This window comes from Pseudoalteromonas sp. MMG010 (assembly GCF_018100905.1).
Taxonomy (GTDB): Bacteria; Pseudomonadota; Gammaproteobacteria; order Enterobacterales; family Alteromonadaceae; genus Pseudoalteromonas.
In genome coordinates, this window is sequence record NZ_JAGJEG010000013.1 from 79,786 (window position 1) to 100,889 (window position 21,104).

The window sequence follows — 21,104 nt, forward strand, 5'->3', positions numbered from 1 at the left end:
GCAATAAGGTAATATTAAATATAATCATTTTAGCAAAACCAAGAGACCACTATGATCAACCCAGCAAAACTTGAAGAAATCGCTAAACAAATTACCAATAACATGCCACAAGGTGTAAAAAACCTAGCCGATACGTTAGAAGGTAAAACAAAACAAGTGTTACAAAACAAGTTAGCAGAAATGGACTTTGTGAGTCGTGAAGAGTTTGATATACAAAGCCAAGTGCTGATCCGCACCCGCGAAAAGCTAACTGAGCTAGAAGCGAAAGTCGCGTTATTAGAAGCGCAGCTGAACAATAACAATATAGAAACAGAATAAAGTTACATAAAAAGCAGCTAAGCTGCTTTTTTTATCACTAATCGTTATTTTATCTACTTAGCCATTCATTTACTTGGCTAATTACCGCATGAAACCCACTCATATTCAATTTGAATTTTAATCAAGTCACCAGACTATCAACACTCACAAGCCTGCATAGCGCCAGATTATAAGTTATTAAATCACCTTACTTTTCATACCCCACATTCGTTAAAACATTAAGTGAATATGGCTCATGTTTTATATGAAATAAAACCGTTTTTTTTTCGTGTTCAAAACCCGTATAAATCATACTCAGCTCTTAGCTAGGAATAATCTGTAAGGTAATTTTAAATTAAGTTGTTGGGTCGTTTCCTCTATCCACCTTAATTAGAAAGTCCTGTAAGAGTAAAAATAGATTTCACTTTTATCTCAGAAGATTGGATAACAGAACACCATGAAAACAGACTTTGAATTTACAGTTAAACGTATCAACCTCGATGAGAATTATCATCCTTGTGATAATACACGCATAACAACTAACTTTGCGAACTTAGCCAGAGGCAGTCGTCGTAAAGAGAATTTACGCAATGCACTTGCGATGATTAATAATACTTTTAACGCATTAGCTCACTGGGATAACCCAACAGCGAACCGCTACCGTGTTGAACTTGAAATTATATCAGTCACCCTGACTCTCAACGCAGATATAGCTCCATTTCCTGCGATAGAAGTATTAAAAACCACGATTTTTGATAGCAAAACAGATAGTTATATTGAAGGCGTTGTTGGCAACAACTTTTCTTCGTATGTTCGTGATTATGACTTTAGTATATTACTGCTTGAGCACAATAATGGAAAAAACACATTCAGTATTCCCGAGCAATTTGGCCAGCTACATGGTGATATATTTAAAGACTTTATTAGCTCAAATACCTATAAACAGCAGTTTAAAAAACCTCCTATTATATGCCTGAGCGTATCGGATAGTAAAACCTATCACCGCACTAGCAATACACATCCAGTACTGGGGATTGAGTATCAACCTAATGACTCATCATTAACCGAGTTGTATTTTAAAAAGATGGGCTTACACGTACGCTATTTTATGCCGGCACACTGTACTGCCCCTTTAGCTTTTTACTTTACTGGCGATTTACTTAACGATTACAGTAATTTAGAGATTATTAGTACGATTAGTACCATGGAAACATTTCAAAAGATTTATAGACCCGAAATTTATAACGCTAATACGATAGCGTCACAATGCTACCAGCCCAATTTACAAAGTAACGATTATTCGTTAACCCAAATTGTTTACGATCGTCAAGAGCGTAGCCAGTTAGCCATTGAGCAAGGAAAGTTTGCAGAACAACATTTTATAAAACCGTACCAAGCATTAATTAACGACTTATCGTTAGATTTAGCCTAATAACAACTTAAACAATTGAGCAGCATTTACTATGAAACCATTATTACCCACTTCAACCGCTGGTAGTTTACCTAAACCGTCTTGGTTAGCAGAACCCGAAACATTATGGTCACCTTGGAAATTACAAGGCGATGCATTAGTAGAAGCAAAACAAGATGCTCTGCGCCTTGCTTTACAGCAACAACAGCATGCTGGTATAGATATTGTTAGTGATGGTGAACAAAGTCGCCAACACTTTGTTACGACGTTTATAGAGCACCTCAATGGTGTCGATTTTAATAAACGCAAAACGGTAAAAATCCGTAACCGTTATGATGCTGACGTCCCTTGCGTTATTGGTGAAGTGTCTCGTTCAAAGCCGGTGTTTGTTGAAGATGCAAAATTTTTACGCCAACAAACAAAACAACCAATAAAGTGGGCATTGCCAGGCCCGATGACCATGATAGATACATTGTATGATGAGCATTACCAAAGCAGAGAAAAGCTAGCATGGGAGTTTGCTAAAATACTTAATCAAGAAGCAAAAGAATTAGAGGCCGCGGGTGTTGATATTATTCAGTTTGATGAGCCTTCGTTTAACGTGTTTTTTGATGAAGTAAATGAGTGGGGTATTGCTACATTAGAAAGAGCAATTGAAGGTTTAAAATGTGAAACTGCGGTACATATTTGTTATGGCTATGGAATTAAAGCCAATACCGATTGGAAAAAGACGCTTGGCTCACAATGGCGACAATATGAAGAAGTGTTCCCTAAATTACAAAAATCTAATATCGACATCATTTCATTAGAATGTCATAACTCGCGTGTTCCTATCGAGTTACTTCAATTGATACGAGGTAAAAAAGTAATGGTTGGTGCGATTGATGTCGCCACCGATATTATTGAAACACCAGAAGAAGTGGCCAACACGTTACGACAAGCTTTAAAGTATGTTGATGCAGATAAACTCTACCCATGCACTAACTGTGGCATGGCTCCTTTGTCGCGCCAAGTTGCCAATGCCAAACTAAATGCCCTCCATGAAGGGGCACAAATAATCAGACAAGAGCTTAGTCAGAATAACTAATTAAGCACATGGTATAAATCATTAAAAAAGCAGCCTAAGCTGCTTTTTTAATGTTAAAACCGTGCTTGTTAAACAGCGTTTATGCGCAGCCGGCTTTTTGCAAAACATGCGTAACCGCATTTTTATACGTTTGTGCTTCTTCTGAAGCACACGTAACAACAGACTCTAAATCATGAATATGACCATTTTCTAAACCATATACCCAACCATGAATAGAAAGCTCTTGGCCGCGCTCCCACGCATCTTGTACGATATTGGTTCGACATACGTTACGTACTTGCTCAATAACATTTAACTCAATAAGGCGACTTAAACGCGTTTCTTCTGGCATCGACTCAAGGTGTGTTAAATGCTTTTCTTTTACATCACCGACATGGCGTAACCAATTATCAATAAAACCAAACTTTGCGTTACTTAAAACAGCTTGTACACCACCACACCCGTAGTGTCCAACCACCATAATGTGTTTAACTTTAAGGACTTCTACAGCATATTGCATCACTGATAAACAGTTATGATCGGTATGCACAACCACATTAGCAACGTTTCGATGAACAAATAATTCACCGGGTAATAAATCAACTATTTGATTGGCAGGTACGCGAGAGTCTGAGCAACCAATCCATAAATACTCTGGATTTTGTTGCATTGATAAAATTTTGAAAAAGTCAGGATTTGCTTCACTGGTTCTAGCGGCCCAACGTTTATTATTTTCGAATAAGTTTTTTAATTTTCTCATTGTATCTCTAATTAGTTGAAGATGATAAATTCGCAAGAATTAAAATATTACGAGGCGTTAACTGCTTCTCACAAAAGGTTTTAATCTGCACCTGATAGCCTTGCTGTTGCAAATATAAAGCACGATCGAGTACAAGCCAAACTTCTATTGCTCTTCTGAACACATGTCGAACCAGTTCAACTCGCTCGGTGACTTTTTTGCCCGCTTGGCCAATTTTTAAAAACTTTTCATAATCAGTATCTTGAGGTATTTTTATGGCTTTTTTATCTGCTGCCCATGCACAAAACGATGCAAACGACTGTGAAAAAATAGCCTTCCCCACTGATGGTACACTGACATAACATTGCTCATCGGTTATTGACTTACGCAGTGCATCAAAACCTAACCGCCACTCTACTTCTGTTTTACGTACTTTATCGACCCGAGTTGGCGCGGTGACGGTTTCTTGCAATGCGAGCTTTAAATCACGATGACTTAAATTTAATTCACTGTTAGCCGCCAGTTCACTCATTGCTTGATACTGATTATCCGTAAATAAATGATAACAACACGGCGATAAACTAATTTTTTTAGTTTTGGCTTTACATGCTTGGCGCATAAACTGTTGATGAAGGCCACCACAAGCATGCAATGCAACACCATGCATGTTTTCACTAAAGACAGCATCGGTATTATCGGTTAATACATTAGCTTGACTAAAATGCATTGCCAACCCTTGCTGTTTAGCACTATTCTGCCCTTGTTCGCATAAGTGGGGTTGTAGCTCGATGCTGTGTACATTAGGTGCCCCATTAAATGCCAGCATTCGCCCTAAATGCCCTTTACCTGCACACCATTCTAAAACCGGTTCGGTACTATCTGGGAGCGCCGATACAAAATCTTGTAACTGAGTAAATTTTCGTCCTTTAATACCGTTACTAATCCAAAAAGGATAAGTTTTGCGTGTCGTATTCGCCCCCTGTAGTTCACATAATATGGGTAATTGCTGTAGTTGCGAAATATAAGGCGCAAAAAAACGGTATAACTGATGCTGATCAGCGTCTAACTGCCCAACTTCAATATCAGTTAAATTATGTAATACACTGGCTAATTCTGGCCATGGTAATACGTCAAAATCAAACGCGGTACATTGCCAGTATTTTCGGGTCGTTATTAATAAAGAATTTAAAGCTGTAAATTGCTCAGTTAACGTCATTGTGGGTAAGCTAATCATTCATTAAGGCTATTTTTTCAAGCATACCACAAAGCAAAAATAAACCCGTAATACACTGAGTAATTACGGGTTTAAGTTTTATTTTAAAGCGAGCTTATCTGCCTTTATGACATTTTGCGAAGTTAAAAACTGTGTAAAGCAAGGGTTATCTGTTTCATCTTGCACGCTGTAACCTAAGCGCTTTAAATGCTCATTAAAATTATCATGTTGTTCAGGGGTAATGGCAAAACCAGCCAATACGTTGCCCATAGAACCACCATGATTACGATAATGAAATAACGTGATATTCCAATTGCTTCCTAATGTATCTAAAAAACGTGCTAATGCACCTGGGTACTCAGGAAAGTCAAAACGTAAGAGCCTTTCTTGTAATTGCTCAGGCGCTTTGCCACCGACCATATAACGAACATGCAATTTAGCAAGCTCGTTATCTGATAGATCGCAAAATTCATAATTATTTTCGGTTAAATCACGTTTTAATTCGTTAAGCTCTTGCTCGCCTTGTCGCAGTGCAATACCAACAAATATTTGCGCCGCACCCGGCCCCGCATAGCGATAATTAAATTCTGTAATAGCCCGACCACCTAAAGAATGACAAAACTGTTTAAAGCTGCCTTTTTCTTCTTTAATAGTCACGGCTAATAAAGCTTCGTTTTTTTCGCCTAACGCGGTGCGCTCTGCAACATAACGTAATCGATCAAAGTTTAAATTAGCGCCCGATAATATAGCCGCTAAATTAAGCCCTTTACGACCCGATTGCGTGCTCCACTTTTTCAATCCAGCGGTGGCAAGTGCGCCAGAGGGCTCAGCAATAGCACGAGTCGAAACAAATATATCTTGCATTGCAGCACATATTTCATCGCCAGTGACCGTGACAACTTCATCACAAAACTTTTGCGCTAAACGAAATGTTTCCTTACCAATGATTTTAACTGCAACCCCATCAGCAAAGCTCCCTACGCGTTCAAGCTCGACAGGTTCACCAGCTTTTAGTGCCGCTTGTAAACAGGCGCTTTCATCAGCCTCAACCCCAATAACTTGTATATCGGGGCGTAACGATTTTATATATACAGCCATGCCAGCAAGTAAACCACCACCACCGACAGGAATAAACACCGCATCTAAATCATTAAGTTGCTGCATTAATTCACGGGCAACCGTGCCCTGCCCAACAATCACATCGGGATCATCAAAAGGAGGAACAAAAACCCCATTACGCGCTTCTGTTAGTGTGAGGGCATGTGCTTTCGCTGCATCAAAATGATGACCATGCAACACCACTTCACCACCTAATGCTCGCACTGCGTTTACTTTAATTTCGGGTGTAGTAACTGGCATGACAATCGTTGCTTTATGCCCTAAATGTGATGCGCTCAGCGCCACACCTTGTGCATGGTTGCCAGCCGATGCCGTAATAACTGTCGACCCTTTAGGTAACTGATTTAATTTATGAAACGCGCCGCGTAACTTAAATGAATACACAGGTTGCTGATCTTCACGTTTTAGCCAAACTTGATTACCTAACTTAGCACTGAGATCACGCATTTCGCTGACCTCAGTCACTTTCGCCAACGGCTCCATATTGGCTTGAATAATAGCGCGAAAATAATCGAGCTCTTGAGACACCATAATTAGCTCAACTCCTCCAGTTTAGCTAAATCTCGAACCGCGCCTTTATCTGCACTGGTTGCCAACAAGGCATACGCTTTTAATGCTGATGATACGTAACGTTCACGATCAACCGGTTTATAAGCCTGCTTACCACGTGCAAGTTGTTTTTGCTTACGGGCTTCTAGTTCTTCATCGCTCAGTGCTAATGTAATTTCGCGGGTGGCAATATCAATGATAATTTTGTCGCCATTTTCAACATACGCAATGGCACCACCGCTTGCAGCTTCTGGTGAGACATGACCAATAGATAAACCCGAGGTGCCTCCAGAGAAACGGCCATCGGTAATCAGCGCACATTTTTCTGCAAGGCCTTTTGATTTTAAGTAACTGGTTGGATAAAGCATTTCTTGCATACCAGGACCGCCTTTAGGGCCTTCGTAACGAATAACCACGATATCACCCGCTTTAACTTCGTCGTTTAATATGCCTTCAACAGAGTCATCTTGAGATTCGTAGACAACGGCTGTTCCTTCAAAATGAAGCATTTCATCGACAACGCCCGCACTTTTAACAATACAGCCATCAACAGCTAAATTACCCGACAACACAGCTAAGCCACCATCTTGTCTGAAGGCGTGTTCAACACTACGAATACAACCATTTTCGCGATCGTTATCGCCCTCATCCCAACGACATTCTTGGCTCATTGCTTTTGTTGTACGAATACCTGCTGGGCCTGCACGATAAAACTTTTTCGCGGCTTCATTTTCAGGATTAGTTGCATCCCATTTTTCAACTAATTCGCCCATAGTCATACCAGCAACATGGTTTACTGATAAATCGACTAAACCCGCTTTTCCAAGCTCACGTACGATGGCCATCATGCCACCAGCACGGTGCACATCTTCAATGTGATACTCAGGTGTAGCCGGTGCTACTTTACATAAAAATGGAGTTTTACGAGATAACTCGTCAATGTGTGACATATCAAAATCAACGCCCGCTTCTTGCGCTGCTGCAAGTAAATGCAATACGGTATTTGACGAGCCCCCCATAGCGATATCAACCACCATAGAGTTCATAAAAGCAGTTTTGTTTGCAATGGCACGAGGAAGTACGTCTTTATTATCTTTTTGGTAATACTCACGACACAAGTCAACAATACGAGCCCCGGCTTCAACATACAGTTGCTTACGGTCTTTATGAGTTGCAAGTGTAGTGCCGTTACCTGGTAAGGCTAGGCCAATCGCTTCAAGTAAACAGTTCATCGAATTTGCAGTAAACATGCCTGAACACGAACCACACGTAGGGCATGCTGAACGTTCAACTTGTTCTGAGTCAGCATCACTGACTGTTTCATCAGCCCCTTTGACCATGGCATCAACTAAATCAAGTTTAATGTCGATGTTAGCTAGTTTTGTTTTACCCGCTTCCATTGGGCCACCTGATACAAATATCACAGGGATATTTAATCGTAGCGCTGCTAACATCATACCTGGTGTGATTTTGTCACAGTTAGAAATACAGATCATCGCATCGGCACAGTGGCCATTAACCATATACTCAACAGAGTCAGCGATTAAATCGCGTGAAGGCAATGAATACAGCATACCGCCGTGTCCCATGGCAATACCATCATCAATCGCAATAGTATTAAACTCTTTTGGTACGCCGCCTGCTTGAGTAATCGTTTCAGCCATTAATTCGCTAAGTTGATTTAGGTGAACATGCCCTGGTACAAACTGCGTAAACGAGTTAACTACAGCAATAATTGGTTTACCAAAGTCGGTGTCGGTCATACCGGTTGCACGCCATAATGCACGAGCACCCGCGCGTTTACGTCCTTCAGTGGTGGTTGCACTTCTTAATTTAGCCATAGTTACCTCAATGTTTTGCTGTTATGAAAACAGCATTCCTCATTCAAAAAATTATTTGCGAGGCGACTTACCTCAGCATTAAATACTATTTATGCACTGTATCGTTATATTGCTACAGCTGTATGTTGTTTGTCATTCACTATTACATCTTTTACATCGATTAACTTTGATAATTGTGTCGTTAATAAGTAAATGGGTTTGTCACTATCAACACTCATCTCGACATGATATTGATCATTAACCATTGTTAATTGCAAATTATGTAGCTCAAAACCACGATGACGAACTACACGTAAAAACCTTTCTATTGCAATACTTTGGCTTTTTAAGGCAATTGTTAAATTATGTTTCATTACGCTTTCTCCGTCATCATTTCATCGTTTGCAGCACCTGGCGGTACTAGCGGCCATACATTTTCTTTATCATCAATACAGGCATGTAGAATATACGGCCCTTCACTGTTAACCAAGGCAGTAATTGCATCATCAACTTCCGTTGCTTTAGTGATTGTTTGGCCTGGTATACCAAAAACGCCAGCTAATTGCACAAAATCAGGGTTATCAGATAAATTAGTTTCACTGTAGCGGCCATCAAAAAATAACTCTTGCCACTGACGAACCATCCCTAAACGCTGATTATCTAAAATCAGTATTTTTACTGGTAAGTTATTGCGACGAATTGTAGCTAGCTCTTGTATGTTCATCATAATAGAGCCATCACCCGATACCGTAATAACAAAGTCATTAGGGCGAGCTACTTGAGCGCCAATTGCGGCAGGTAAACCAAAGCCCATAGTACCGGCACCACCACTGCTTAAGTGATTACTAGGGTGATTAAATTTCATATGCTGGGCTACCCACATTTGATGCTGCCCGACATCGCAACACACAACACCCGTTTGTGGCATACGTTGGCTTAGTTGATTTAATAAATACGGGGCAAATACTTTTTCACCCGGGTAATCATAGCGCCATGCATGCTTTAACATCATTGCTTTATTATGCTCACGCCATTGCGTTGGAGTTAACACTCCATCAAGTGCCGGTAATGATGTTTTTAAATCGGCAATTAACGATGCTTGTGCTGATTTTCGTTTGCCTACTTCGGCCGCATCGATATCTAAATGGATAATTTTTGCTTTTGCCGCAAACTTAGCTAAATTCCCCGTCACGCGGTCATCAAAGCGAGCACCAATGCACACTAATACGTCACATTCTTGCACCGCAATATTGGCAGCTTGCCCGCCATGCATGCCTAACATACCTAAATCGTATTCGTATTGTGGCATCACACTGCCTAGTGCTTTTAAAGTAGATACAGCCGGCATTTGTGTTTTTGTTAAAAATTGCATTAATTCATTTTGTGCATTGGCAGCCTGTACGCCACCACCGATGTACGCCACGGGCTGTTTAGCATCATGTAATAGTTGATTTGCTATTGCGACTTGAGCCAAATCAAGCTCAGGTAAATATTCATCGGCTGCTAACCACGGTTTAAATGGCACTTGTGCCATTTGAATATCTTTTGGAATATCGACTAGCACCGGGCCTGGACGACCGCTTTGAGCTAAATGCATCGCTTCTTGTAGTATTTCGGCTAAATCTTCAGCGCGTTCAACCATATAACTGTGTTTGGTGCATGATAACGACATACCTAATACATCAACTTCTTGAAAGGCATCAGATCCAATTGCCGCAGTCGGCACTTGCCCTGTAATAGCTAACAACGGCACCGAGTCCATCATCGCATCGGCAAGTGCTGTAATTAAGTTAGTCGCACCGGGACCTGAAGTAGCAAAACACACGCCAAGCTTACCGGTACTGCGTGCGAAACCAACAGCAGCAAAACCAGCACCTTGTTCATGACGAGTAAGATAATGTTTCACAGGGGCACCATATAGCGCATCATAAATAGGCATAATTGCACCACCTGGGTAGCCAAATACTTCATTTACGCCGTGCTTAGCTAATAAGTCTATTGTTAACTCTGCGCCCGTCATGTGTAACCCCTTATTCGTGTGTAATAACCTATTACATTATTTGTATCTTAAACTAAAAAACCCTCCGAACTTGTGAGTGCGGAGGGCTTTTAAATGCTTGAAACTTTATAGCACTACAAGGCCCCCGCGGTAATAATTACCACGATAATAATCAGGACTAGGTTTAGTGCATTTGCAAGCATGTCATTTACCAAATTTGTTTATATTGCAGCAAAAATTAACTTTTTGCTTTGTTAGTCTCTTTTTACAGCCCTACAGCCTTTAAGTCAACACCTAACTTAATCCAAAAAAAACACTTAAAATGAAATTACATGATTTAATAATTCAACATAATTACATATAGAGAAAAAATCATGCGCAAAATATAATTTTTAATATTTGCTATCTATTTATTTCACTCCCTTTAACTTGGGTGTTCTTTATAAATCTCATTAGTTATCATTATATTTAATATGTTTTAAAAAAAATATTAACCTTTAAGACTTCAGCCTCTTTTTGCAAATTTTTACTGCTAACAATAAAACATGGCGAAAAATTAAAATTTAGGTAGCATTTGGGTTACGCTTTTTTATTTAGGATCATGTCATGCACGCTTTACAACGCTTTAATTACATTTTAATTGTATTTTTTATACTTATTTTTAGTACGAACAGCCATGCTGCACCCGCTTTATTTAAAGTTGAAAAAAATGGTATGCAGTCGTATTTATTTGGCACTGTGCATGTAGGTAATGCCAGTATGGAAGGCTTACCCGAGAACGTTAAACACGCAATTACAGCCAGTGAAGAAGTGATTGTAGAGGTTGATATAACAAAACTAACGCCACTACAAATGCAGCAACGTTCTATGCCTTATATGCTACTGAGCCCTGGTAAAAGTTTAAAAACAGAGTTAAGCCCTGAAAACTACGCTAAATTATCAAATTACTTTGCTAAAAAGAATATTAATATTGCGATGTTTAACAGCTTAAAGCCATGGGCTGTGATGATGACGATGCTACAAATTGAGTTTCAAAATGCAGGTTACTCTGATCAGCTAGGAATTGATAAACAAATACTTGCCTTTGCCAAAGATAAAAACAAGCCGATTGGCGAGTTAGAAACTTTTGAAGTACAAATGCAAATGTTTGATCAACTCACCACGTTAAATAACCAAATGATTGAAGAAACATTTGAGCAGTTAAACGATATACAAACTTACTTTTTAGATTTAGTGACGGCTTGGAAAAAAGGTGACATGGCGACTCTTAGCCATTATTACAATAAAACGTTTGATAACGATCAATATGGCCAAATGAGTGAGCAAGTGATGCTGATTAATCGTAATAATAAATGGGTCGAGGCGCTTTCTGAACGCTTGACTAAAGCGCGTTTGTTTATTGCAGTCGGCGCATTACACCTACCTCAGAAGCATGGTTTAATTAAACAGTTACAAGCCAATGGCTTTAATGTGACTCGTTTATAGCATAAGCCCGAATGAAAGTTATGTGAGTTATTTTAGCAAACGCTTTGCGCTATTTTATTTAAACACATTGCAATCTATAAAAATTAATACGTCCCAGCCCAAGTAATAATATGATTAGCCAGCTCTGCTGGCTTTTCTAATGGCAACATATGCCCCCTTCCTGTGGTACTGCTAATTGTTAATTGCTTTTTTAAGTGAAGTTGCTTAAACCAACTAGCATTCACTAAAGGATCATGTTCGCTATAATAAAACCACATAGGTATAGAAAGGGTGTTTAACTGCTCAGCTAAATCTTTTCTGTCGCTAGTATGTTGGTACTGACTCAATAACTCGCTTTCACCTTGCTGACGTATCATTTGCATGACTAAATCAACTTGCTGTTTATTATCTGCAGGTTTATCAAACAACCTATTAACCTGCTGTTCCTTGAGCTTTAACCCCCCTCCTTTAGCTATAAACTTAACGGCAGCTTCTCGCTTTTTAATTTCAAAAGATGGTAATAATGTAGAGCTATTAGCAATAATGAATAATGCGCGTACATGTTTTGGGAACTTTGCCGCAAAATAGGTCGCAATATAGCCGCCCAGAGAAAACCCTATTAAGTTAATTTTATCATCGCCAAGGGTATCATTATAAAAATCAGCTAATTCATCCATGCTTTTACCGGTTGGAATAGTTAAGTAAATTAGCTCAAAGCCATTTTCTAATAACGGGGATAACGCACTCCAAAGCAGTTTATTACACAAAGTACCGGGCAATAAATAAAGTGTTTTAATCGCGAATATCCTTGTTTATTTACGCGTAAACATAATTTAAAAATGACATTTATTAATAATCATTCATTGATAGGTAGTGTTCTATACCCGTTATTTTATCTTCGCTATGATGGTTTACATACACCACAGTACTACTTTTAGCAGCGCATATTTTTTCTATTAATAATAAAACGCGTTGTCGATTGGGCTCGTCTAAACCAAGGCAAGGTTCATCTAAAATAAGTAAAGTTGGATGCTTTACCATAGCCCGAGCAATTAATAGCATTCGTTGATCGCCATACGAAAGCTGCGTAAATGAAATATTTTGCTTGTCGGCTAAGCCAAGTAAAGCCAGCCATTTTTTTGCCACGACAATGTGCTCATCTGTGGGTTTTTGATATAAGCCAATGCTATCGAAAAACCCCGAAATAATAGTATTTAAAGCAGACACACTCACTCGATAATCCATGTGCAATGCATTTGAAATATAACCAATATGTTGCTTAATATCCCAAATACTCTCACCACTACCACGCTGAAAGCCAAATACGTTTATATCATTGCTGTAGCACTGTGGGTTATCGCCGGTAATAAGGTTGAGTAAACATGTTTTTCCCGACCCATTACTACCGGTTAATTGCCAATGTTGATGTTTGTTTATTTGCCAGTTTAAATTCGAAAAAATAACCCTATCTGCATAGGTAACTTTAGCTTCTTTAAGGGTGACTAATGGACTCACAACATTTTTCTGAGTGATAACCTGATTAGAGTTCGGGGGTGGGATAACTAATGGGGTACGCTCTAAGTGTAATAATTTTAATAAATCATCACGCTGCTCTGCATTTGGGGTTGCAATAGTATGTTGTAGCTCACCTTTATTAACATACCCATAGTGACTAACAAAATGCGGCGTTTCGCCGTACCTATTTAATACAAAAACAAACGTAACTTGGTTCTTCAACGTTTGCAGTAACGCATGTAATGTTTTAACCATCTCTGTATCTAAGCCATCAAATGGCTCATCTAAAACTAATAGTTCGGGGCGGCTGCTAATCGCTTTAATCAGTAAAAGTTTACGTGTTTCGCCAGTTGATAAATCTCTAAAATAACGTTGTAGTAAATGTTCAAAGTTAAACAAATTTATTAATGACTTACTTAGGGAAATATCAATATTATTTGGGGTTGAGCTATATAAAAAATCACAGTTTAATGTTGGACTTTCTTTGTCTAGCTCTTCTTTAAGCATTTGTTTTTGTATATCGCTGGAGACGATTTCGATGTGATTAAAAGTGCTATAAAACTCCCCACTTTCAGATTTTGCAGCCCCAGTAAGTGCAAAGCTTAATGCAGATTTACCCGCTCCATTTGCACCTAATAATAGCCAATGCTCACCTTCATTTACCTGCCAAGTAAGATTATGTATTGGATAAAGTGAGTGTTTTTTTTCTGCTAAATACCCATTAAACCCTGTGAACTTTATAAACTTCACATCCCCCCCTTTATTATTCATTAATAGATTTTGATGGCGCCATATTTAAATTTTTTAATGCAGATAATATTATTTGTTTGTTGATTGGCTTGTATATATGCTCACTCGCACCACACTCATAAGCACGTTTAATATCTTGCTCTGATGTATTAGCCGTTACTACAATAATAGGGACTGATTGCTTTAATTTATTGCGAATAACGTGTATTGCTTGGTAACCGTCCATCACCGGCATATTTAGGTCCATAAATATAATATCGTACTTGTTTTTAAGAGCCATTTGACACCCTACTTCACCATTTTCAGCACAATCATAACTTAGGTTTAATAAATCTAATATCCTCTTTAATAGCATCGTATTAAGTGTATTATCTTCAACAATTAGAGCATACTTTATAACTTTTGGTGTGTGTGTAGTTATTTTTTGGTTAGGTACTTTTATAGGTAACGTTAAGGTAATTAGAGCACCGCCATACGTATTATTTTCAAAGTTTATTTTTCCATCAAACGCATTAACTATATATTGCACGCGTGTTAAGCCCGTCCTTAATCCCTGAAAATGGCTACTTTGCTCTGTCGCACTTTCATTTAAGTTTTTAATTTCGTACTCAAAGCCAGGCCCTGTATCGCAAATAGACACTGCCAGCCGATTTTTATCTACCTTGGCTGTTATAGATATTTCACCTTGCTCTGTGAATTTAATTGCATTAATTATTAACTCACATAACACCTGCTTAAAACGGTGATGGTCTAAAAGGTAATCCGTGTTTAGCTCATCAGCCAAGGTGACTGACAGCTTTAACTTTTTGCGGTCGCAGTCAAATATTAAAGGGATTAGTGCTTGTTCAAATACGTTTTTTAAATTATCTGAATACGGTTTTAGCTGCCAATTTCCTTGGCTCAATGTTTGTAAATCTTGCAATTCATCTAACATTGAATACAACCGTAAAGCGCAGTAAGCGGCTTCTTTTTTTACGTTTTGTTGTTGCTCTGAAACGGTTAAATTTTCAATTGAGCTGATTAACCCTTGTAATGGTGTTCTAAATTCGTGACTTGCTCTGGATATAAAATGATCTTTGTTTTTACTAACCTGTTGCGAGAATTCTTTTTGCTTTTTATATTTTATAAGATGCTTTTCTACTGCTTTTTCCATAGGCAGAAAAACAAACTTCACTTCAAACATAAGTAATAAAATAGCAAAAAACCAACAACCCAATTCGATATTAGACACCCAGTTAACCTTATTGGTAGCCGCTACTTCAAATAAGGTAACCGCCTCATCAAGTTGATTTATAAGTGCATCAACATGCTTTATAGTAAAGGCTTGCGTACTATTTTTTTGATTATTTAATACGCTCGTGGCTTGTTCGCTATAATATACAAAACCTGCATTTAAATTAGTCGCTTTACTAAAATACAAGCTTTTCAGTTCGGAGGTTAAAAATATATATTCCCCACTTTTATTTTTTGACAATAAATAGTGGTGGTTTGTTATAAATGTATTAAGCGCTTCTTTTAATGATTGGGCATGCTGTGGTTGAAAATTTGTTGAAGTGAGTAAGGTATTAGCATGCCAAGCAATTTTTTGCACTAGCATCCGCTGCTTACCTGCCATATTAATTATTTTAGCATCATAACTTTGCACCGAAAAACAATACTGTAATAGTATTGCTGAGGCGCTAATTAATAGCGCTATCGCTAATAAGGCCCAGCGATAGCGGTTACGTATATTTGAAATAATATCCAAAAGAGTAGCCAAAAAAGTATCTATATAATCAAAGATAGCCTTTTTTATATAAAACTTCAGCAGTGCTGGGCTTATTTTTGCCAAACACTGCTGTGGGTATGACTGACTAGCGGTTTTCTAGTCGATTATAATCAAACATTCCAAATTCAATACCTCTATACTGCTTGGCGGTATTGTGCAAAATGTCACTATAATGCCAGAACTCTGGATGAGTGCGACGTATTCCAAATTGCTCTTTTAAGTTACGATAATCCGCTTCGATTTGCATCATAGGTAACAACTGTGCAAATTCATTAACTTGCTCATCAGCATTTAAATACCAAATGGCCGCGGGGTAATCACCAATAAAGCCAGGTACGATAGTTGCTGTATCTTCATTATACGCACGCTGCCCATCTTCATTAAGTAAGCTTGAGATATTATAATGCGCATTATGATGAATCAAAGTATACGCTTTATGACTACCATCATCTTGTTTATGCAGAATATAAGAGATTTGTGGTAATAAGTTGATTGCTTTGGCCGGTAAACTATTTAGTTTATTGAGCGGGCTAGGTACTTTAGTGTAATCATAACGCTCACTTAGCACATCACTTAAGGTATCTTTCATTAAGCTATATAGCTCATGTTGTGGGTCTTGTGTTTTATATGAAATCCCACTTGGCTGGCTAAACTCTTTATTATTTTTAAAGAACTTAGATAAATCCGGCGGTGATTTTCGATACCATTCACTTTTAATTTCATCTCGTTTATTTTCCGGTAGTAGGGCTAAAAAGTTCTGCTCACCTTCATGACGAAGAAAGTCCATATATAAACGAGTAACTAACTGATGCCCAATATTGCCATATACATCAAACCCAGCAACTAGCAAGTAATGAATTCTCTCAAATAAAGCGTAATCAAGTATCCAAGTTGTTTTTGGCTCTTGTCCAATAAACCCTTTTACGACGGTAGCACTATCAAAATGCCTAAATATAGTTAATGCTGCATTTTTATTATGCCCTTCTCCACGCCATAGCAAATCAGTGGTTAAATGCTCTCCCTTTTTGAACAAGGTATTGGCTAATTTGCTTTTTGCCTGTAAATATTTCTTCTCGCGAATTGAATATTTTATCCAATTAGATACAGGCAATGCATTACTTTCTTCTGCCGCAGGCAGCTCGAGTTCGTCTTCGTGCTGTAATAGCATTTCACCGACTGCAGGAGTTGCAACTTTATCTGGATCTGCAAACGCCACCCAAAAATGATCATTTATTACATTTAAGGCAATTTGCCCACGGCAAACAGGGCCTTTAATAAACCCCATAATAATCAATTCAGCTTCATCAAGCATAAACTGATATTTTGATTTTATTGGAATAACATCAAATGACTTAAATGGGTTTGATGCTAATTTGGGCTCATAACTAGGCAGCTTTGTTACGGTATAATCAGGTTCAATAAATTGCTGATAAATTCGGGTAAATTTTGCATCATTTAATGCAAGAGGTAAGTGTGTTTTAGACAAAATAGTGGTTGTATCTTGCATAAAACGATAATACACACGCGACACTTTTGGATCATCATAAGGCCGCCTCGTACTAATTAACTTTATATCTTCACCTACTGGCGTACTAGAGCGTACTAATTTAAAAAAGCTTTTAGGCTTATCTGGGGTAAAATAGATATGAGCTAAAAACCAATGTTCATAAATGTATCGTGCAGCTAACTGATATTTTAAATCATCTTGATTTAAAAATGCCTCCCAGCGCTTTATTTGCGCTAGCTCTAGTTTACTTGGGGGGGCAATATTTGCCATTTTGCCACCGCTTTGCAACCATGTTTGTAAGTGATTAAATTCTTCTCGCGACACCCCTGGTAATCCATAAGGCATACCAGCATGAGGCTGTTTTCTTGCAAGATAATCAAACTCCCCCATTGAAGCACAAGTTTGCGAGCGATCGAGTGCAAAATTAAATTCATCACCTAACACTGCATTTTTAGGTAATGGCGAACTTTGCTTAAGTACTAAGGTATTAAATAATACACTGCCAGCTAAATTAGCTTCAGGTGTTTGTGCTCGCTCATTTAAAACAGCAGTAAAACCTTTATCGCGCCATTGCTGAGTGTTTTGTGCATCGTAAAATAATCGACTTGGATTAGTAGCGAGTAAGCGCGTACCATCATATACCTTATCTTTACTTAAACCTCGATCGATTCCCTCTGGTGATGACAACTTAAGCTGGCAAGGAGCATCATAACAACCATGACAAACGACACATCGAGTATCAAGTACCGGTTTAACATGTTGTAAAAACTTAGCTCCGCCATCGCTATTATGTGCAACGATTCGGGTTTGAGTGTGTTCATCACCAAATAGCTCGTTGTAGTGCTCATTACCTAAATATGCACAACCGGTTAAAATAATTAAAATAAATGTGCATATGAGTATTTTTTTCATACATTATTCATCCTCATCGCCTAAATCAAATGTCGGCATCATATCGACTTGTGGTGATACAAACATAGTCTCTTGATCTGTATTTAACACCGCATTTAATAACGGACCATGTGTTATTGTTAGCTGTGCACTATGTTGCAGGTTAAGTACTTCATTGTGCTGTGGATTGACCAATGTTAATTGGTAGTCAGTAAGTGTAATTGCGATACTGCTACCTGGGGCTGGATTTTGGCATAACTGGCTGAGCAATTCTTCATTAAGAACAGCGCTTACTTCAAGGTCAGGCTGAGCCACATCTCGCTCACTTAAGGTTTCATCAAAAATAAATAGCGGCAGCGCTAAATGACTATCTTGTGCTAATTCCATCTGTTGTTCTCAATACTTAAATACATATGCCTGTAGTATAACAAACCTAAATAAATTTATGATAAAACTACAATGTGATTATTGATCGCAGCTAACATCATCAAACGCCGATTCAAGTATTGAAAAAACAGCTCCCTGAGGATCGGTTAGGACACTAAAACGCCCAACATCTGGAATATCAGTAGGAACAACACATACCTCCCCTCCTAGCTGCTTTACCTGCTCTGTTGTGCTATCGCAGTGTAATACAGCAAAATAAACCATCCAATGGGGTGGAGTATCCTCTGGCCATTGCTCATCCATTTCAATCATTCCAGCGACAGGTTTTCCTGCTAATAAAAATAAGGTGTAATCTATACCTTCCATCGGCTTTATTTCATACTGCCATCCTAATAATTGACAATAAAAGTCTCGACAACTCACCGTATTTCGAGTGGCTAACTCATGCCAGTACGGCACATTGAACTCATTTTGTCGTTTACATCCGGGGTGCTCTATAGCTTGCCATAATGCAACCACACTACCTGAGGGGTCTTGCAATAACAGCATTTTACCAGCATTCATTACCTGATGTGGCCCGACAATGAGCTGCCCGCCTAACGCTTTAACTTTTTGTGCACACGCATCAATATCATCAACCGCAATATAGGCCAACCAGTGGCTAGCTGCGCCTTGAGCTAACTGCTCTTTTGGCATTTGATACATCGCAGCAATGTTATCACCTTGCTTATTGAACATAGTGTAATACGCATCTTCTGCGATGGGCTGATCGTCATGTCCCCATTGAAATACGCCAGTATAAAATGTTTTAGCTTTTGCCCAATGGCTTGTGCACAACTCAGCCCAACAAAATTGACCTTGCTGATATTTGTTAATGTTACTCATTTGATCTCCTGCTCACAGCGCAATGATATGGTGATTTCTTTGTCATCATCTTAAGCATCACTAACCGGTGTCGCAGCAATGCAATGTAATCAGCTTAGGTGAGTTTTTTATTACTGTCGATTTAGTACATTTCAGTTTTACAATAAAACTGAGGTAGGTTGTATTTTGCTAATTCACTATCTACACTTTATTTATTTCTAAAACCAATCCTTTATGCTTAAATATCCAGTCGTTTTTATCTTGTTAAGTGCCTCTGTTTCAATTCACGCCACACCGCTGCATCCAAGTAAGTTCATTGAGCAGGCCTATGCTGTAGCGTTAATCCTTAACGATGGTGACAACGTCACTCTTGGATTTAGTCAATTTAATCCCAGTAGCGTAATTAGTCCGCATCATAGCGATCAACAACAACAAACAGAGCTCGATGTACGACGTGAGCTTAATTTATATAGCTTGCCTTTAAAATGGCAGTTAGAGACGCAAGTGCTTGGTTTTAGCACCCAGCTTTTAACCCAAGTTAGTTATTTAAAACAAACACAAAAGGTTTTACTGTTCGATCAAGTGCCCGCAGATAATTACACAGAGCAAATGAAAACAGCGACTATTGGCATTAAGCTTAACAAGCCGATAAATGATCATTGGTATTATCAAATTGGCTTAAATAGCCAGTATATGCTCTACAGTAGCGATTACGATTATTTAAGTGAACAAAGCTCAATGATTATAAAGCCCGCAATAGATGGGGTATATGTCAATAATAGCAGCAATACTTTGGCCATTAATCCCAGCATTACTTTAGGCTACTCTAATGTATTTGGATGGGGAGAATTGAGATATAAACTCAAAGCACAGTATTTCTTTGGCTGGGCATTATCACAGCCCAATCAACTCAATAAAATAAATCCAGAAACAAGTACCATTAATAATACGATAAAAACAAAATTTAACATGTTTAGTTTTAACGATGTTGAGCAGTCTTTTTATTTAAAAGCTCAACGTATTGATTTAACCGGCGATAGTAAAACCCCTTTTGACACCAACCACTATTATGAATATGGATTAGGCTTTTTATGGGATATGCCGGCGCAAACACAGTGGCTAAAAAATATAGGGATTGGTGTAAATATTAATACAGGTAGTGTCATTAGTGGTGGCAGCGTTGTGATATATTTCAATGAAACTTGAATCTCCCTCTCTAACATAAACAGAGTCTTTATTATTCCAGCATTGTTTTAAGTAATAAAAAATATTTACAAAAAAATCATGCAATGACGAAAGCTTTTATTGTCTCCTCATTTTGTTCTGTTTATGAGCAATGTTTTTTGTCTTTAGTTTTTTAGTGATTAATACATTTATGCACAAAGAGGCGCTGCGCTTTGGAGACGCTACGCTTTAGAGTAGTAATTTAGTGACCTAGTAATTTAGTAATGGTCTTTGTTTTTTGGCTTCCCATTTACCCTCATTTACTTCTCTTTGTGAGCAATGGCTTTTGTCTTTGGTTTTAAGTAACTAAGACATATATGCACAAAGAGGCGCTTCGCTTTGGAGACGCTACGCTTTAGAGTAGTGATTTAGTGACCTAGTAATTTAGTGATTGTGCTTGTTTTTTCACTGCTCATTTACTTCTCTTTGTGAGCAATGGTTTTTGTCTTTGATTTGTTAGTGATTAAAGCTAGGGATTAAGATATTTATGCACACAGAGGCGCTTCGCTTAGGAGACGCTA

At 38.4% G+C, this 21,104-nt stretch carries 17 protein-coding genes; 5 read left to right on the forward strand and 12 right to left on the reverse strand.

Annotated elements, in window-relative coordinates; genetic code table 11:
• The first annotated feature begins 51 nt into the window (after window positions 1-51).
• The 3 genes from J8L70_RS13160 to J8L70_RS13170 all read left to right on the forward strand — a co-directional run bounded on the left by J8L70_RS13160 (window position 52) and on the right by J8L70_RS13170 (window position 2,795).
• Window positions 52-318, forward strand: a complete 267-nt coding sequence (locus J8L70_RS13160) for an accessory factor UbiK family protein (protein WP_211056056.1) — start codon at window positions 52-54, stop codon at window positions 316-318.
• A gap of 436 nt (window positions 319-754) precedes the next feature.
• Entirely contained in the window at window positions 755-1,729 is a 975-nt protein-coding gene (locus J8L70_RS13165; protein ID WP_211056057.1) for a putative oxygenase MesX, read from the forward strand.
• Window positions 1,730-1,760: 31 nt separating this feature from the next.
• Window positions 1,761-2,795 (forward strand): methionine synthase, encoded by a 1,035-nt coding sequence (locus J8L70_RS13170; RefSeq protein WP_211056058.1) that lies wholly within the window; start codon window positions 1,761-1,763, stop codon window positions 2,793-2,795.
• Between the two features lie 79 nt (window positions 2,796-2,874).
• Here J8L70_RS13170 and can read toward each other — a convergent pair whose 3' ends face one another.
• From can to ilvG, 6 genes are all read right to left on the reverse strand, one after another.
• Window positions 2,875-3,534, reverse strand: coding sequence for a carbonate dehydratase (can, locus tag J8L70_RS13175; RefSeq protein ID WP_211056059.1), 660 nt, complete (start codon window positions 3,532-3,534; stop codon window positions 2,875-2,877).
• 7 nt (window positions 3,535-3,541) lie between these two features.
• Window positions 3,542-4,729 carry a methyltransferase gene (locus tag J8L70_RS13180; RefSeq protein WP_211056076.1) on the reverse strand — a complete coding sequence of 396 codons (1,188 nt, stop codon included), beginning with the start codon at window positions 4,727-4,729 and terminating at the stop codon, window positions 3,542-3,544.
• A 96-nt stretch (window positions 4,730-4,825) separates the two neighbouring features.
• Window positions 4,826-6,376, reverse strand: coding sequence for a threonine ammonia-lyase, biosynthetic (gene ilvA, locus J8L70_RS13185; RefSeq protein WP_211056060.1), 1,551 nt, complete (start codon window positions 6,374-6,376; stop codon window positions 4,826-4,828).
• Window positions 6,377-6,378: 2 nt separating this feature from the next.
• Window positions 6,379-8,235: a dihydroxy-acid dehydratase gene (gene ilvD / locus J8L70_RS13190; protein WP_211056061.1), complete on the reverse strand. Its 1,857-nt coding sequence runs from the start codon at window positions 8,233-8,235 to the stop codon at window positions 6,379-6,381.
• Window positions 8,236-8,339: 104 nt separating this feature from the next.
• Window positions 8,340-8,588 (reverse strand): acetolactate synthase 2 small subunit, encoded by a 249-nt coding sequence (gene ilvM / locus J8L70_RS13195; RefSeq protein ID WP_211056062.1) that lies wholly within the window; start codon window positions 8,586-8,588, stop codon window positions 8,340-8,342.
• Window positions 8,588-10,234 carry an acetolactate synthase 2 catalytic subunit gene (ilvG, locus tag J8L70_RS13200; RefSeq protein ID WP_211056063.1) on the reverse strand — a complete coding sequence of 549 codons (1,647 nt, stop codon included), beginning with the start codon at window positions 10,232-10,234 and terminating at the stop codon, window positions 8,588-8,590. The genes ilvM and ilvG overlap by 1 nt, the downstream gene beginning before the upstream one ends.
• 585 nt (window positions 10,235-10,819) lie before the next feature.
• Here ilvG and J8L70_RS13205 point away from each other — a divergent pair.
• Entirely contained in the window at window positions 10,820-11,698 is an 879-nt protein-coding gene (locus J8L70_RS13205) for a TraB/GumN family protein (RefSeq protein ID WP_211056064.1), read from the forward strand.
• 83 nt (window positions 11,699-11,781) lie between these two features.
• On the opposite strand, the gene J8L70_RS13210 is transcribed toward J8L70_RS13205, so the two are convergent.
• The 6 genes from J8L70_RS13210 to J8L70_RS13235 form a co-directional block, all read right to left on the reverse strand.
• Window positions 11,782-12,456, reverse strand: coding sequence for an alpha/beta hydrolase (locus J8L70_RS13210; RefSeq protein WP_348772160.1), 675 nt, complete (start codon window positions 12,454-12,456; stop codon window positions 11,782-11,784).
• Window positions 12,457-12,526: 70 nt separating this feature from the next.
• Complete coding sequence (locus J8L70_RS13215; RefSeq protein ID WP_211056066.1) at window positions 12,527-13,963, reverse strand: ATP-binding cassette domain-containing protein; 1,437 nt, start codon at window positions 13,961-13,963, stop codon at window positions 12,527-12,529.
• Window positions 13,956-15,689: a response regulator gene (locus J8L70_RS13220; protein ID WP_247664821.1), complete on the reverse strand. Its 1,734-nt coding sequence runs from the start codon at window positions 15,687-15,689 to the stop codon at window positions 13,956-13,958. Before J8L70_RS13220 ends, J8L70_RS13215 begins: the two co-directional genes overlap by 8 nt.
• 106 nt (window positions 15,690-15,795) lie before the next feature.
• Window positions 15,796-18,129, reverse strand: coding sequence for a fatty acid cis/trans isomerase (locus tag J8L70_RS13225; RefSeq protein WP_211056068.1), 2,334 nt, complete (start codon window positions 18,127-18,129; stop codon window positions 15,796-15,798).
• Between the two features lie 3 nt (window positions 18,130-18,132).
• Window positions 18,133-18,495, reverse strand: a complete 363-nt coding sequence (locus J8L70_RS13230) for a hypothetical protein (protein WP_211056069.1) — start codon at window positions 18,493-18,495, stop codon at window positions 18,133-18,135.
• A 78-nt stretch (window positions 18,496-18,573) separates the two neighbouring features.
• Complete coding sequence (locus tag J8L70_RS13235) at window positions 18,574-19,380, reverse strand: VOC family protein (protein WP_211056070.1); 807 nt, start codon at window positions 19,378-19,380, stop codon at window positions 18,574-18,576.
• 213 nt (window positions 19,381-19,593) lie between these two features.
• Here J8L70_RS13235 and J8L70_RS13240 point away from each other — a divergent pair, with 213 nt between their 5' ends.
• The gene (locus J8L70_RS13240) at window positions 19,594-20,565 is read left to right on the forward strand and encodes a Solitary outer membrane autotransporter beta-barrel domain (RefSeq protein WP_211056071.1); all 972 of its coding nucleotides are present in this window, start codon (window positions 19,594-19,596) and stop codon (window positions 20,563-20,565) included.
• The last annotated feature ends 539 nt before the right edge of the window (window positions 20,566-21,104 follow it).